Annotated in this window: 15 protein-coding genes and 3 tRNA genes; 6 read left to right on the top strand and 12 right to left on the bottom strand. The window is 70.2% G+C overall.

The annotated features are described in order from the left end of the window. Positions 1–55 precede the first annotated feature (55 nt). On the top strand, positions 56–1,321 hold the full coding sequence (locus ABTY62_RS44870) for an RNA polymerase sigma factor (RefSeq protein WP_352135161.1): 1,266 nt from the start codon (positions 56–58) through the stop codon (positions 1,319–1,321). Positions 1,322–1,324: 3 nt separating this feature from the next. Here ABTY62_RS44870 and ABTY62_RS44865 read toward each other — a convergent pair whose 3' ends face one another. Further along, positions 1,325–2,803, bottom strand: coding sequence for an FGGY family carbohydrate kinase (locus tag ABTY62_RS44865; protein WP_352135160.1), 1,479 nt, complete (start codon positions 2,801–2,803; stop codon positions 1,325–1,327). Between the two features lie 26 nt (positions 2,804–2,829). Beyond that, a complete protein-coding gene (locus ABTY62_RS44860; RefSeq protein ID WP_352135159.1) occupies positions 2,830–3,099 on the bottom strand; it encodes a YtxH domain-containing protein in 270 nt (89 codons plus the stop codon). A 211-nt stretch (positions 3,100–3,310) separates the two neighbouring features. On the opposite strand from ABTY62_RS44860, the gene ABTY62_RS44855 reads away from it, so the two are divergent. From ABTY62_RS44855 to ABTY62_RS44845, 3 genes are all read left to right on the top strand, one after another. Then, positions 3,311–3,383: transfer RNA gene (locus ABTY62_RS44855), tRNA-Asn, on the top strand. A 5-nt stretch (positions 3,384–3,388) separates the two neighbouring features. Then, positions 3,389–3,461: transfer RNA gene (locus ABTY62_RS44850), tRNA-Asn, on the top strand. 182 nt (positions 3,462–3,643) lie between these two features. Then, positions 3,644–3,717: transfer RNA gene (locus ABTY62_RS44845), tRNA-Ile, on the top strand. A gap of 227 nt (positions 3,718–3,944) precedes the next feature. On the opposite strand, the gene ABTY62_RS44840 is transcribed toward ABTY62_RS44845, so the two are convergent. The 4 genes from ABTY62_RS44840 to ABTY62_RS44825 form a co-directional block, all read right to left on the bottom strand. Further along, on the bottom strand, positions 3,945–4,358 hold the full coding sequence (locus tag ABTY62_RS44840) for a PIN domain nuclease (RefSeq protein WP_352135158.1): 414 nt from the start codon (positions 4,356–4,358) through the stop codon (positions 3,945–3,947). Further along, entirely contained in the window at positions 4,355–4,612 is a 258-nt protein-coding gene (locus ABTY62_RS44835; RefSeq protein ID WP_352135157.1) for a type II toxin-antitoxin system VapB family antitoxin, read from the bottom strand. The genes ABTY62_RS44840 and ABTY62_RS44835 overlap by 4 nt, the downstream gene beginning before the upstream one ends. A 67-nt stretch (positions 4,613–4,679) precedes the next feature. Continuing rightward, positions 4,680–4,814 carry a hypothetical protein gene (locus tag ABTY62_RS44830; protein ID WP_352135156.1) on the bottom strand — a complete coding sequence of 45 codons (135 nt, stop codon included), beginning with the start codon at positions 4,812–4,814 and terminating at the stop codon, positions 4,680–4,682. Between the two features lie 57 nt (positions 4,815–4,871). Further along, on the bottom strand, positions 4,872–6,590 hold the full coding sequence (locus ABTY62_RS44825; RefSeq protein ID WP_352135155.1) for a DUF3105 domain-containing protein: 1,719 nt from the start codon (positions 6,588–6,590) through the stop codon (positions 4,872–4,874). 282 nt (positions 6,591–6,872) lie between these two features. Between ABTY62_RS44825 and ABTY62_RS44820 the strand changes: the two genes are divergently transcribed. Together ABTY62_RS44820 and ABTY62_RS44815 are read left to right on the top strand one after the other, a co-directional pair. Further along, on the top strand, positions 6,873–7,088 hold the full coding sequence (locus ABTY62_RS44820) for a type II toxin-antitoxin system VapB family antitoxin (RefSeq protein WP_352135154.1): 216 nt from the start codon (positions 6,873–6,875) through the stop codon (positions 7,086–7,088). Further along, the gene (locus ABTY62_RS44815; protein WP_352135153.1) at positions 7,085–7,501 is read left to right on the top strand and encodes a PIN domain nuclease; all 417 of its coding nucleotides are present in this window, start codon (positions 7,085–7,087) and stop codon (positions 7,499–7,501) included. The genes ABTY62_RS44820 and ABTY62_RS44815 overlap by 4 nt, the downstream gene beginning before the upstream one ends. 41 nt (positions 7,502–7,542) lie before the next feature. Here the strand turns inward: ABTY62_RS44815 and ABTY62_RS44810 are convergent, their stop codons facing one another. The 6 genes from ABTY62_RS44810 to ABTY62_RS44785 form a co-directional block, all read right to left on the bottom strand. After that, positions 7,543–8,964: a sensor histidine kinase gene (locus ABTY62_RS44810; protein ID WP_352135152.1), complete on the bottom strand. Its 1,422-nt coding sequence runs from the start codon at positions 8,962–8,964 to the stop codon at positions 7,543–7,545. Then, positions 8,961–9,692, bottom strand: coding sequence for a response regulator transcription factor (locus ABTY62_RS44805; RefSeq protein WP_352135202.1), 732 nt, complete (start codon positions 9,690–9,692; stop codon positions 8,961–8,963). The genes ABTY62_RS44810 and ABTY62_RS44805 overlap by 4 nt, the downstream gene beginning before the upstream one ends. 99 nt (positions 9,693–9,791) lie before the next feature. Further along, on the bottom strand, positions 9,792–10,352 hold the full coding sequence (locus tag ABTY62_RS44800; RefSeq protein ID WP_352135151.1) for a hypothetical protein: 561 nt from the start codon (positions 10,350–10,352) through the stop codon (positions 9,792–9,794). A gap of 41 nt (positions 10,353–10,393) precedes the next feature. Next, the gene (locus tag ABTY62_RS44795; RefSeq protein ID WP_352135150.1) at positions 10,394–10,813 is read right to left on the bottom strand and encodes a peptidase; all 420 of its coding nucleotides are present in this window, start codon (positions 10,811–10,813) and stop codon (positions 10,394–10,396) included. Between the two features lie 487 nt (positions 10,814–11,300). Then, positions 11,301–11,867 carry a GNAT family N-acetyltransferase gene (locus ABTY62_RS44790; RefSeq protein WP_352135149.1) on the bottom strand — a complete coding sequence of 189 codons (567 nt, stop codon included), beginning with the start codon at positions 11,865–11,867 and terminating at the stop codon, positions 11,301–11,303. A 161-nt stretch (positions 11,868–12,028) separates the two neighbouring features. Continuing rightward, the coding region (locus ABTY62_RS44785) for an NsdA family TPR-like regulatory protein (protein ID WP_352135148.1) at positions 12,029–13,309 on the bottom strand (1,281 nt) is incomplete at its 5' end.

Below are 13,309 nucleotides of genomic sequence, written 5' to 3'. Positions count from 1 at the left end.
AAAGTGCTCGCACGCCCCTCGTGGCGGGCGTGCGTCGTACTCCACACTGGTTGCGGTGCCTGAGTCCTCGGAGCGCGGCGGTGTTGGCCAGGAAGGGCCGGATTCCCCCGCAGATCCACTCATGATGTACGGGACGGACGGTGGCGTGGCCGCCGCAGCCGTACCCGATCGTTCTGCCGCCTCAGCAGCGATCACCCTGGAGGTCGCCCCCGTGCAGACCCAGACCCTCACCGACGCGGCGCACGCCCCCGAGGGCACAGCAGGCGCGGAAGGCAGACCGGGCGCCGAAGCCGCAGCGGAAGCCGTGGAGGAAGCGGCGGAAACCGTGGAGACGGCAGACACCGTGGAAGCCGTGGAAGCCGTGGAGGTCGAAGTCGTGGAGCCGGTGGTCCGCGCCGAGACCTCCAGCGGCCCCTCCTCCGACCTCTTCCGCCAGTACCTCCGCGAGATCGGCCGGATCCCCCTGCTGTCCGCCGCCGACGAAGTGGACCTCGCGCGCCGGGTCGAGGCGGGGCTGTTCGCCGAGGAGAAGCTCGGCAACACGCCCGACCTCGACAGCCAGCTCGCCCTCGACCTCGACCGGCTGGTCGTCCTGGGCCGCATGGCCAAGCGCCGCCTCATCGAGGCCAACCTCCGCCTCGTCGTCTCCGTCGCCAAGCGCTACGTCGGCAGAGGCCTGACCATGCTCGACCTGGTGCAGGAGGGCAACCTCGGGCTGATCCGCGCCGTGGAGAAGTTCGACTACGCCCGCGGGTACAAGTTCTCCACGTACGCGACCTGGTGGATCCGCCAGGCCATGTCCCGCGCCCTCGCCGACCAGGCCCGCACCATCCGGGTGCCGGTGCATGTCGTCGAGCTGATCAACCGCGTGGTGCGGGTGCAGCGCCGGATGCTCCAGGAGCGCGGCTACGAGCCCACGTCCGAGGAGGTCGCCCACCACCTCGAACTCCCCCCGGAGCGGGTCAGCGAGGTGCTGCGGCTGGCCCAGGAGCCGGTGTCGCTGCACGCGCCCGTCGGGGAGGAGGACGATGTCGCGCTCGGCGACCTGATCGAGGACGGGGACGCCGCCTCGCCGGTCGAGTCCGCGGCGTTCCTGCTGCTGCGCGAGCACCTGGAGGCCGTGCTCTCCACGCTCGGGGAGCGCGAGCGGAAGGTGGTGCAGCTGCGGTACGGGCTGGCCGACGGGCGGCCGCGGACGCTGGAGGAGATCGGGCGGATCTTCGGCGTCACGCGGGAGCGGATCCGGCAGATCGAGTCGAAGACGCTCAACAAGCTCCGCGACCACGCGTTCGCGGACCAGCTCCGCGGCTACCTCGACTGACCGCTACCCCATCTGCCCGGCGCCCGGGCCCGCCTCGAACGCGCCCGGGTGGGTCTGCTCGCGGACCGCGACGTACTGCTGCCGCACCGCCTGCCCCACCGCCAGCTCGTCGCCCGGCTCGAAGACCTGGCTCGCGGCGGCGGGCCACAGCGGCGGCTGGTGCGGCGAGAGGGTGCCGTGCGCGGCGCCCAGGGCCCAGGCGGCCTGCCGGGCGGCGCCCAGCGCGGCGTAGTCCGCGGGCTGCGGCACCACGACCTGGGCGCCCAGCAGCGCGGGGGCGACGGCGCGCACCGCCGGGAGATCGGCCGCGGGCCCCAGCAGAAACACCCGCCGCACCGCGACGCCGCGCCCGCGCAGCACGTCCAGCGCGTCCGCGAGCCCGCACAGCATGCCCTCGAAGGCGGCGCGGGCCAGGTGCTCGGGTTTCATGCTCTCGCGCCGCAGACCCGTCAGCGTCCCGGCGGTGTGCGGCAGATGCGGGGTGCGCTCGCCCTCCAGGTAGGGCAGCAGCACCAGCCCGTACGACCCGGGCGTGGACTTCAGCGCCAGCGCCGAGAGCCCCTCCAGATCGACGCTCAGCAGCTCCGCCGTACCGCGCAGGGCCCGTACGGCGTTGAGCGTATGGACGACCGGCAGATGCATGCCGGTGGCATCCGCGTACGAGATGATCGTGCCGGAGGGGTCGGCGAGCGCCTCATGGTGGACGGAGAAGACCGACCCCGAGGCGCCCAGCGAGATCACCGCGTCGCCGATCCCGACGCCGAGGCCGAACGCCGCCGCCATCGTCTCGCCGGTCCCGGCGGAGATCAGCAGCCCCTCGGGGGTGTGGCCGGCGGCCTCGGCCGGGCCGATGACCTCGGGCAGCCGCACCTGATGGCCGAGCGCCAGCTCGATGAGGTCGGGGCGCCAGGAGCCGGTCGCGGCGGACCAGTAGCCCGTGCCGGAGGCCGTACCCCGGTCGGTGGTGCGCCGCACGGGCCGCCCCAGCAGCTGCCACACCAGCCAGTCGTGGGGCTGCATCAGCTCGGCCACCCGCCGCGCCGCGTCCGGCTCGGTGCGGGCCAGCCAGCGCAGCTTGGCCACCGCCTGGGTCGCGGCCGGCACGGAGCCGACCGCGTGCGCCCACGCGGCGCGGCCGCCGAGCGCCTCGGTGAGGTCGGCGGCCGCGGACTGGGCGCGCTTGTCGTTGCCCACCAGCGCGGGCCTCACGAGCCCCCCGCCCGCGTCCAGGGCGAGCAGCCCGTGCCCCTGCGCCGATACGCCGATGGCCTGCACGCCCTCCAGCAGCTTGCCCTCGGCCGCCTCGCCGAGCGACAGCAGCCAGGACTGGGGGTCCACGTCGTACGGCGACGCGGCCGAGCCCCCCGGGGAGGGCGCGGGATGCGGGGCGTAGCCCTGCCTGAGTACGGCTCCCGTGTCCGTATCGCAGACGACGATTCGTGTGCTCTCGGACGAGCTGTCCAACCCGGCGACTATCCCCATGGACCAGATGATGCCACCGGCGGGGGCTAGGTGTTGCTCGTCCCCCAGTCGTCCTCGCCCTCGGCGGCCTTCTCCCGCTGCCCGATCCGCTCGCGCAGCGGCTTGACCCGCTCGAACGCCCTGGTCGCCGCCTGCCGCCCGCCCAGCGCGGCCGTCTCGGCGGTATTGCGGACCGCCGGGTTCTCCACGAACTGCCGCGCGCAGGTGCGCAGCTGCTCGTACCGCTCGCGGCCGGCCCGCGTGCCGAGCACGTATCCGACGGCCAGCCCCGTGATGAACGTCAGCCGGTAGCGCATCGACCTGCCCTTCTGGTTGTCCCTCGCATCGGACCCTGGGGTCGCGCTGCGCCTACCCGTCCCGACCGCAGATCACCCGCGGCCCGCCGTGGACACCCACGAGGTTACCGATTGGCGGAGCACCCCCCTGCTTGCGCTAATGTATGTGTCGCAGCGAGCGAGCGCCGTCCGGAAGCCCCGGACGGGGTCACGGTCGATGCACACGGAGCAATCCCCTGTAGCTCAATTGGCAGAGCAGCCGGCTGTTAACCGGCAGGTTACTGGTTCGAGTCCAGTCGGGGGAGCTCGGTCCCCTGTAGCTCAATTGGCAGAGCATTCGGCTGTTAACCGGAGGGTTACTGGTTCGAGTCCAGTCGGGGGAGCAGAGGGAGAGGACCCCATTGGGGTCCTTTTTCATTTCCGGAGCACAGTGACACGCGTCAGTGTGGCCGACATCCGCGCGCGGGCATGGGTGTACCCAACTTCGGCCCCCCGAAGCAACAGATCGTATGAGCGGCTATGCTGCGGCAGACGGCGTGCGCGGATGCGCGCGACGCGCCGTTACGGGGCGGTAGCTCAGCCGGTTAGAGCAGCGGACTCATAATCCGTCGGCCGTGGGTTCGAGTCCCACCCGCCCCACCGGATGCTACGCGGGCAGAAGCCGTTCTACCTGCGGAAACGTGGAGGCCCCCGCTCGCGTGGGGGCTTTTCGCGTCCAGCGAGATCGTCAGCTCGGCCAATGCTCGCCCGAAGTGAGATCACCCCACCCTGACAGCCGAACATGCCGGAGGGGCTCGCGAAAGTGGGGGCGGGCCCTGCGCCCGCTCACTGCGTGCTGGGCGGCGTCTCTCGGTCCCTGAGACCGATCAGTCCTTGAGATCGATCGTCCGTGCCGGCTGTCCGGTCGTACGGGCGATCGTCTCGAAGTCGCGGTCGTAGTGAAGCAGAGTCAGCCCCGCCTCTTCCGCGGCGGCGGCGACCAACAGGTCGACGGGGCCCGCACTGCGGTGCTCGCCCTTGGCGGTGAGCAGTTCCTGGACGACGCGTGCGCGTCGGTAGATGCCCTCGGGCGTGGGGCACCAGGTGTAGTGGGCGTCCAGTGTGCGCTTCACGCGTTCCCGGTCCGCCGCCGAGCGTGCGGAATAAAGGACTTCCAGTTCGGTGATGTCGCAGAGGGCGACGAGTCCCGCGCCGATCCTGTCGTCCCACTCGGCCGTGGTCCGGCCGATGAGGACGCGGGCGAGGGCGGAGGTGTCGATCAGGTAGTCGGCGACGGTCACCCATCCGCTCCTGTGTTGCGGACACCGTCCGGCCCGCCGGTGGGCCGGTGCTTGCTCTTGTCGAGGAGGATGTCGATATCCAGGGCGCCTTCGGCGACCAGTTCGCGAGCTTCTTCGAGCGCGCGCAGTCGTCGGAAGCGGGCGGTGACCTCCCGCAGGGCGGTGTTGATGGTGTCGCGCTTGGTCGTGGTGCCGAGCTCTTTGGCGGCGGCCTCCAGCGCCTCGTCGTCGAGATCGATCACGGTGCGGCTCATGGCGCCTCCCTTGTATATACGGCGGCATATATCAATATACATGATCCACTATGTCTGGCGGCGGGTGTTACTTGTCGAGGCGCACCCAGGGCTGCCTTCCGGCGCCTCCAGCGGCCTCGCTCAGCCAGGCATGCCGCACCGTGCGGGCGGAGGGCGGCCGGTCGCGCGGGGCGCCGTAGCCGGACCGGGCGACGTCGCTCACCGGTCGGTGCCCCGCACGCCGGTCTTACCGCAGGTTGGCGAGCTGTTCCGGCAGCGGCTACGAGGACACGCCCCCGGTGCAGGCAGCCCCTGGCTCGGGGGTCTGTGCGCCCTGGACGTACTTGTCGAGGAACTCGTCGACCCGCGCGTCGGACGCGTTCTGGACGTCGAGCTGGTGTCCCCAGGCCGTCAGCGTGATCGGTGACGACTGGTCCTTGTAGGGGCTCATCAGGGTGTACGGCGTCTGGGCCACCTTGGCCTCGAGCGCCGTGAGGTCCGTGCGGGCGGCCTTGTCGTTGTACGTGACCCAGACGGCACCGTGTTCCAGGGAGTGCACGGCGTTCTCGTCGCGGATCTGGCTGCTGTAGACGTCGCCGTTGCAGTTCTGCCAGGCGGGGTCGTGGTCGCCGCCGGCGGGAGGCGTCATGGGGTAGCTGACCGGGTCGGCGACGTGGTTCTGGCTCAGGTTGGACCACGTCTTCTCACCGGCGGCCCCAGCCCCCTGGGGCGTGGACGTGGGCGCGGATGTGGGCGTGGACGTGGGCGTGGACGTGGATGTGGGCGTAGCTTTTTCCGCCTGCTGTTCACGCGTTGCGTCGTTGTCGGAGTCGTCTCTGAGGAGGAAGAAGGCTCCACCTCCCAGAAGAAGCGCCACCACCACCGCAAGGGCGATCCACATGGCCCCTTGCTTCTCCGCCCCGGGCGTCGGGGTCGGGGGGTGAGCCGGTGGGGCGTACGGCATGGGGCCGGGCGCGTGGGCGGCGTAGGCGTGCTGTCCGATGGCGGTGGGGTGGCCCTGCAAGGTGGCTTGGGGGGAGTGTGCTGGTGGAGCTGACGGCGTATGCGGTGGTGTCGTCATCGGCCTGGCAGCGGTGGCGTGGCTCTCACTCGTCGCCTGGCCTGGGTGGGGCGGTTCTGCCGCGGGCGGTGCGGTGGTGGCGGATGCGAGCAGGGTGCCGGCTGCCTCGCTGGTCATCCGGGCGGTGGTGTCGCGAGTGAGGAGGCCGGTGATGAGTGAGGAGAGCGGGGGGTGGCTGTTCAGCGGCGGCAGGTCGTCGTGGAGGATGGCGTGCAGGGTGGCGGCCGGGGTCTCGCGGGCGAATGGGTCGTGTCCCTCTGCGGCGTGGAACAAGGTGGCGCCGAGCGACCATAGATCCGTCGCGGGAGAGGGACCAGCGCCCTGGAACAGTTCCGGGGCCATATAGCCGGTCGAGCCGGCGACGCCGTCGCGGGTCAGGCGGGTGTCGTCCATGGCGTGAGCGATGCCGAAGTCGACGAGCTTGACGTGGTCGCCGGGCAGCACCATGACATTGCTGGGCTTGATGTCCCGGTGCACGAGTCCGATCGAGTGCGCGGCGTTCAAGGCGGACAGCAACTGACCGGCTATACGGGCCACTCGCTCCTGGGGCAGGGTCCTGTACCACTCCAGGAGCTCCGCCAGCGAGGGCGCCTCCACCAGCTCCATGACGATGTAGACAGCGTCGTCCTCGGGCGTCGCCGGCACGAGATCGTAGATCGCCACAACACCGGGATGGTTGAGCCGACCCGCCGTATGGGCCTCGCGCAAGGCCCGTTCGCTGAACGTCGACCGTTCCTCGGCTGACAGCCCTGGCGGAGTACGCAACTCCTTGACTGCCGCAACCCGTCCGATCAGCTCATCGGTCGCCCTCCAGACCACTCCCATCCCGCCCTGGCCCAGCACGCCTGCCAGTCGGTACCGGCCGGCCACCAGCCGCCCGGCCCCCTGGGAATCCGTCCCCACAACCGTGCTCCTCATGCAATCACCCACCGGCCGGCACCCCGCGTGCCGGCCTGGCAGCAGGTTATCCAGTGGTGCCATCACGTAAAGATCTCACGGGGGAGGTCACGAGCCGATGGCTGGGAAGTTCGCCCGCGATCCGCAGGAAGCCGAGCTGGTTGTGCGGGAGTTGACCGGCATGGGCTCCGATATGCGAGTCGCGAAGGTCAGGAAGGAAGGGTGATCCTCGGCGGCGTGATATCTGGTGGCGTGAATTTTGATATCCTCGGAGGTCGTGGGCGTTGGCTTGGAGGAGGACTCATGGCACGAACCGTCATCAATGTCGACGACGAGATGCTTGCCGAGGCCGCGGAGATCTTTGGCACCACGACCAAGGTCGCCACGGTGAACGCCGCGCTGGAAGACGCGATCAAGCGCCGCAAACGGGCATCGTTCCTGAACTGGCTTGCCGAAGGTGGCCTGCCGGACCTGACGGGTCCCGTCGAGACTCCGGCTGACCCGCACCAGGCCGCATGACCGATTTCTACCTCATCGACAAGTCCGCACTTGCCCGTTACCCGAAGCCAGCCGTTCGTGCGGTGATCGAGCCGCTGCACAATGCGGGCCTGCTCGCCGTGTGTGGTGCGGTTGAACTCGAGGTGTTGCACAGTGCGCGGTCCAAGGCCGACGCGGAACGCATCCGCGACGAAATGCGCGGCTTCGACTGGCTTCCGACCCCTGATGAGGCATGGGACCGTGCCCTGGATGTGCAGACCCAGCTCATCGCGGCCGGTAACTGGAAGGCTCTCTCGGTATCGGACCTCGTGATCGCGGCGACCGCCGAACGTCACAGCGCGATCGTCCTGCACTACGACGGCGACTACGACATGATCGCAGCCGTGACGGGGCAGCCAACGCGATGGGTTGTGCCGTCCGGAACAGCAGACTGAGGTTCCTCTCAGCTCACGCGGGCGCGAGCGGCGCTCGCACCCTACGTACCGTGATCAGCGTGCTGCCGCCGTCTTGTCTGCGCCGAGCGCGACGCTCCGTTCCCTGCGCGCGACCGCCCGCCGACCATAGGACGCAGGCGGACTCGGGCGTCCAGGCCGCCGCCGGGAGCGTCGTGCAGGGTGATCTCGCCGCCGGAGGCGCGGACGAGGTGGCGGACAATGGGCAGGCCGAGGCCCGTGCCGTCGTGGTGGGTGTCGGAGGCGCGCCAGAAGCGGTCGAAGGCGCGCTCGCGGTCGGACGCGGACATTCCCGGACCCTGGTCGACGATGTGGAGTTCGGCGCCGGGGGTGCGGGCCAGAGCGATGGTGGTGCCGGGCAGTGAGACGCGCAGGGCGTTGGCCACCAGGTTGTCGATGATCTGCTCCAGGGCGCCTGGAATCGCCCATACCCGGCCCGCTGGTACGCCGGTGATGCTGACAGCGACGTGCTGTTCGGCGGCGAGCGGTTCCCACATCGCGGCGCGCTCGGTCAGGACCGCGTCCAGGTCCACCGGCTCGGCGGTGGTCGCCGCGTTCTCGAGCCGGGCCAGCGCGAGCAGGCCCTGGACCATACGGCCGAGGCGCTCGACCTCGCCGACGGACTCCTCCAGGCTGCCGTGGGCGCGAGGGTCGAGGTAGGGCTCGAAGTTCTCCAGCCGCAGGCGCAGCGCGGTCAGCGGGGTCTTGAGCTGGTGGGAGGCTTCCGAGGCGAACGCGTGCTGGGCCTCGAGCAGGTGCTGCAACCGGGTGGCCGTGTGGGTGAACGAGGCGGCCAGGCGGCGCAGTTCGGGCGGGCCGGTGCTCGCGTCCGGCGGGTTTGCGAGGTGCCCGTCGGCGAGTTGGGCGGTGGCGGCCTCCAGCGTGCGCAAGGGGCGGGTGATCCAGCGGGCCAGGGTGAAGGCGACCAGCGCCACCCCGGCCAGGATGCAGGCGCCGGCCAGCGCGAGGGCGCCCCAGATGCGGTGGACGCGGGCGGTGACCTCGGCCATCGGGTAGGTCAGGCGCAGGGCGCCGCGGATCGTGGTGCCGGAGGCGCCGGGCATGGTGGCCGACAGGACGTCGTCCCCGGCGACCACGGTGGGCTCGTTGCGCAGGGCGCGGGCGATGTCCGGCTCGCCGGAGAGATCCGTGCCCGTGCCGGCCCGGGTCTGGGAGTCGGCGAGGACGATGCCGGTGCGGTCGGTCACCACGACCCGGCCGCCGGTACGGGTGGCGTAGTCTCCGATCACGTCGGGCAGCGCGTCGAGGTTGCCCTTCTCGATGTTCTCCTCGGTGACCTCCGCGAGCATGGAGGCGTCGCGCTCCACGATCTGGGAGGCGCGGGAGACCTCGGCGCGGGCGTAGATGACGCCGAGCGGGATCTCCAGCCCGGCCAGCACCAGCAGGGCCAGGCCGAGGTAGCTGAGCAGCAGGCGGCGGGTCATCCCGACGCCTCGGACGGCATGTCCTGGGCGGGGTCGGTGAGGCGGAAGCCGACCCCGCGCGCGGTGGTGATCCACCTGGGGTCTTCCAGCTTGCGGCGCAGCGCGGCGACATGGGCGTCGAGGGTCTTGGTGGGGCCGAAGAAGTGCGGGTCCCACACCGCGTCCATGATCTGCTGGCGTGAGTGCACGGCGCCGGGGTCCTGGGCGAGATAGGAGAGCAGATCGAACTCCCGTGGAGTCAGGGATATCTCACCACCGTCGAGGCGGACCTGACGGGTTCGACGGTCGATCTCCAGCGGCCCCAGCCGCTGTGCGCCGCCCCCCGGCCCGGCGGGCGGTCCGGCGGGTTCCGGCGAGTCGACGGGCAGGGCGCCCGTGGTGCGCCGGGTGACCGCACGGATGCGGGCGACCAGCTCCCGTACGCCGAAGGGCTTGGCCAGATAGTCGTCGGCGCCGAGTTCGAGCCCGACGATGCGATCGGCCTCCTCGCCGCGCGCAGTGATCATGATGATGGGCACGCCGGACTTCGCCCGCAGGCTGCGGCACACGTCCAGCCCGTCCATATCCGGCAGGCCGAGGTCGAGCAGCACCAGGTCCGGGGAGGCCGCGGCGTCCGCCAGGCCGGCGGCGCCGGTACGGGCCCGGTCCACCGTGTAGCCGTAGCGGCCCAGCCCTTCGGTGAGCGGTCCGGCGATCCGGTCGTCGTCTTCGATCAGCAGCAGCCGCATGGCGACAGGCTCGCACAGCAGTGCCACGGGAGTCGGGGTGTTCACGAGAACCCGCCTGGGGCCTGAGGGGCATGGAATGAGGAGTCCGGCCGGGGGAGTTCAGTCATCGCCGGACCGGTCGCCGTCCTCGTCCTCCTCGTGCTCCTCGTCCTCCTCGTCGTCGTGCCGGTCACCGGTGGCCGGCAGCGAACTGGCGCCACCGCCGGGAGGAGACGTTGCGGAGGCAGTCGCCCCTGGCAACGGGGGTTGCTCGGTCGGCGACTTCGGCTCGGGAACCCGCGCGGTGCCTGCGGGCGTCGGGTCCGAGGAGACCGTGTCGCTGACCGCCGACAGGGCGAGGCCGAAGCCGCCCGCAACCATCAGCGCGGCGGCCACGGCCAGGACCGGGCGGCGGCGGGCGAGCAGCTGCTGCCACCCGCCCGCCTCCCGCTCGTGGCTGCGGTCGCGTGCGTGCCGCGCCGCGTCCGGCTCGTCGATCTCGGCGGCATCCGCGGGCTCCGGCGGCGGCTCGTCGCCGGGCCAGGCTTGGGAGGCCGAGGGCGACGGGTAGTTGTACGCGTCCTCGTCGAAGCGAGCACCGTAGGCTCCCTCCGACTGGTTGAGGACGTTGAGGACGGCCGTCGTCTCGGTGGCCGGCTTCACCCGGGGCTGGCTCGACATGTGCTTCTCCCTTCCGGCGGGTCGCCCTCGGCCCTCGGCCGTCAGCCGGCGTTCTTTTCCTCTTCCTCGGTGCCCTCCTGCTTGGTGCCGGTGACGTTGTACGACTTGTCGAGGTAGATCTCGACCGTCGATCCGTCCTGCTTCTGCACCTCGACCGCGTACATGCCGGGCTTCTCCGCATCCACCTCGGACTTCAGGACCGTGCCCGGGTACTTGGCCAGCGCGGCGGCCTCGGCCTTCTGCTTGATCTCGCCGGTCAGCGGCGGCTCCTTCTTGTCGTCGGCGTCGCCTCCGGCCTCCCCGCCCGCCTCGGCACCGCCCGTGCTCGGGGCTGACTGCTGGGTGTCGGCGGCGTTGGAGCTGCTGGAGCTGTCGTCGGAACCGCCACCGCAGGCGACGAGGGTGAACATCAGGACGGCGGCGGGAGCGGCGAGAAGGGCACGACGGGGCAGAGCACGCATCGGATGTCTCCAGGTCAGTGGGGATGCGGAGGTCCGTGAACCGGCCCTCCGGGGGACAGCCATGACCCTAGGAATCCGCGCTCCAGAGCGAGCCCAGCAAACAGAGAGAGGCAGACCAGGAAACGACCAATGTTTCGCAGTACGGCGACTGGCCCCGCGTGCGGGCCTCGTCGAGGCGGACGAAGCGTTCTTGCCGCGAACGTCGAGCAGTGTGCCGCTCATGCCGAGGCTCGGGGCGATGCGGTCCGTGGCGGTTCTCGTCCGCCAGTTCCTCGCGGACGAGAACCGCCAGGTTGACCCGGGCCTCCATCGGACGTTCTCCGGCGTCGAGGGGCCGAGGACATGCCCAGTCGCCAGGGGCCAGCGCGGCCCGTCGAGCGCGCATCGCTGATGCGCGTGTGGGCACCGGTCATCGCCTCGGGCCGTTGCCCGGCGGGAGCCAGGCCGTGCTAGTGCGAAATATTCGACTGCATTCGACTGCCGAATATTAAGTGACGGGTTTTTCTCTTGCGTCATTCCACTCGCCGCGGAGAATTCCGTAGACGATCGAGTCTCGCCATTGATCGTGCACGTGAACGTGTCCGCGAATTCTGCCTTCTTCGGTCATTCCGCAAGCTAGCAGAGTCTTTTCCGAGGCTACGTTCAGTGGGGATCGCGCTGCCCAGACGCGATGTAGATCCAGGTCGATAAAGGCGAGTCCCAAGAGCAGCTGCACGGTTTCTCTGCCGTAACCAACACCCCAGGCGTCCGCGCGCAGAGCGAAGCCGAGGGTGGCTGCCCGCTGTTGGTGCGGATCAATGGCCAGGCGCGAAAATCCGACCAGCTCCTCGCTGTCGTTTTTGATGACGGCGAGGGCGTACTCTTCGCGCCGGGGTAAGGCTGCTGATGAGATGGATCGGGCGAGGATGCTCTCGACTTCGTCGCGAGTGCGTGGGGTAAAGCTCAGGTGCTCGGTGACCTCGGCGCTTCCGTAGATCGCGTGGACGGCGTTGACGTCATCGACAGTGAATTCGCGAAGCGACAGGCGTGAACTGCTGCGTCTGACCGGATACATGCCAGCGGGTTCTACCCCGGTCGGCTTACCGCGGTAGGGCGAGTGACCGGTGATTGCTGAAGACGGCGATCTCTTCACGCAGCGGAAGCCGGTGCCGGCGTGGGCACCCCAGGTCGTGACTCGCCTTGGCCAGCATTCCAGTCTGACGGGAAGCGAACTGATCAGCTCGGCCGCAGGAATTCGATAGCCCGCTCGTCCAGGTCTGCTGCACAGCGCACGCCGCGGGCGCGGAAGCGGGCGAGATCTGTGCGCATCCGAGTCACGGCCTTGCGGGTGCGGACGGATCGCACACCGTCCATGTGGTCCATCGCCCGATTCCAAGTGGCACATGCCTCCTCGATGCTGCCGCCCTTGATCTGCATTTCGGCGCTCGCCACCAGGTCGAGGGCAACTATCCGCGCATAGCCTGCTGGGCGGGATGCGGCGGCCCGCGCGTACTGCTCCGCTGCTGTCTTTCGGTCGCCCAACGTCTCGTAGACCTTCGCGTTGCGCGAATAGACCGACGCGGCAGGCGGCCCCCAGGCGAGGGCCCAGAAGGGCACCTCGTCCCCCCGGTCGGCGGCCAGGAGGGTCCGCGCCCGCTCAGCCTCGGCAATGGCTGCCCGCCGCTGCCCGGACTTGGCCAGGGTGTGGGCGTGCACGACGCGGAACAGGGATTCCGTCTGCACGTCGACGTTGCCCTTGGCCCGGTTCAGGCCGGTCTCAGCCAGGGCCCGGCAGTGCTCGGGCCGGTGCAGCTTGAGCCCTTGCATGGCCATCGTGCGCATCACGAACCCGTCGTGTCCGGGAACACCGGACTCGACGGCGAGAGCATAGGACTGCAGGTAATAGCGCTGGGCCAGACCCTGCTGCCCCGCGTCGTAGGACTTCCAACCGAGCAGGTGAACGCCGCGGCTGGCGGCCGAGAGCATGTGCTGGCGGATGTTTTCGCTTCGGAAGCGGCCCCGGCACAGGGGGGCGACGTCGTCGCGCAGGTATTGCACGAGGGCACTGCGGCCGTGCTGGCCGCCGTGACGTTCGTCCATCTCGGAGAAGAGCCTCACCATGTCCCGGACCGCGGCGACTTCGGCCATGCCGATGGCCTGGCCCGTGCCGGCGGCGGCGGTGCGATCGGCGATTTCTCGGATGTACGCCAGCGGCAGGCCGGCGGCTGCGACCGAGTAGGCGAACGTGTTGAGGAAGCCGCGCCGGTCCAATTCGTGCCTCCACATCGGCAGCAGGGTGTCCAGTGGATCCTCACCGAGAGACAGCCCGAGGCTGTCGTCCTCCTCGTCACGCGGCGCGAGCCCCAGGTCATGAAGGGTGAGCAGGCGACCGAGTTGTCGGGAGAGCGCTACGGCGAGGTTACGGCCGGTGTCGCCTGCGGGAACGACGCCGCCGATCCAGTGCTCGATGGTCGACTTGTTGGTCCGTAACGCCGTGCCGCACTCGGCGGCTGCCGC

Origin of the sequence: Streptomyces sp. NPDC097640 (genome assembly GCF_040302705.1) — a bacterium.
Lineage (GTDB): Bacteria > Actinomycetota > Actinomycetes > Streptomycetales > Streptomycetaceae > Streptomyces.
The sequence above is the reverse complement of the archived record's forward strand: the minus strand, read 5'-3'. Positions and strand labels throughout refer to the sequence as shown.

Excerpts from the sequence above, each read along its gene's own strand:
- ABTY62_RS44865 (WP_352135160.1), bottom strand. The coding sequence starts at position 2,803 with ATGGGGATAGTCGCCGGGTTGGACAGCTCGTCCGAGAGCACACGAATC.
- ABTY62_RS44860 (WP_352135159.1), bottom strand. The coding sequence starts at position 3,099 with ATGCGCTACCGGCTGACGTTCATCACGGGGCTGGCCGTCGGATACGTG.
- ABTY62_RS44835 (WP_352135157.1), bottom strand. The coding sequence starts at position 4,612 with ATGAGCCGCACCGTGATCGATCTCGACGACGAGGCGCTGGAGGCCGCC.
- ABTY62_RS44825 (WP_352135155.1), bottom strand. The coding sequence starts at position 6,590 with ATGAGGAGCACGGTTGTGGGGACGGATTCCCAGGGGGCCGGGCGGCTG.
- ABTY62_RS44820 (WP_352135154.1), top strand. The coding sequence starts at position 6,873 with ATGGCACGAACCGTCATCAATGTCGACGACGAGATGCTTGCCGAGGCC.
- ABTY62_RS44815 (WP_352135153.1), top strand. The coding sequence starts at position 7,085 with ATGACCGATTTCTACCTCATCGACAAGTCCGCACTTGCCCGTTACCCG.
- ABTY62_RS44810 (WP_352135152.1), bottom strand. The coding sequence starts at position 8,964 with ATGACCCGCCGCCTGCTGCTCAGCTACCTCGGCCTGGCCCTGCTGGTG.
- ABTY62_RS44805 (WP_352135202.1), bottom strand. The coding sequence starts at position 9,692 with ATGCGGCTGCTGCTGATCGAAGACGACGACCGGATCGCCGGACCGCTC.
- ABTY62_RS44800 (WP_352135151.1), bottom strand. The coding sequence starts at position 10,352 with ATGTCGAGCCAGCCCCGGGTGAAGCCGGCCACCGAGACGACGGCCGTC.
- ABTY62_RS44795 (WP_352135150.1), bottom strand. The coding sequence starts at position 10,813 with ATGCGTGCTCTGCCCCGTCGTGCCCTTCTCGCCGCTCCCGCCGCCGTC.
- ABTY62_RS44790 (WP_352135149.1), bottom strand. The coding sequence starts at position 11,867 with ATGTATCCGGTCAGACGCAGCAGTTCACGCCTGTCGCTTCGCGAATTC.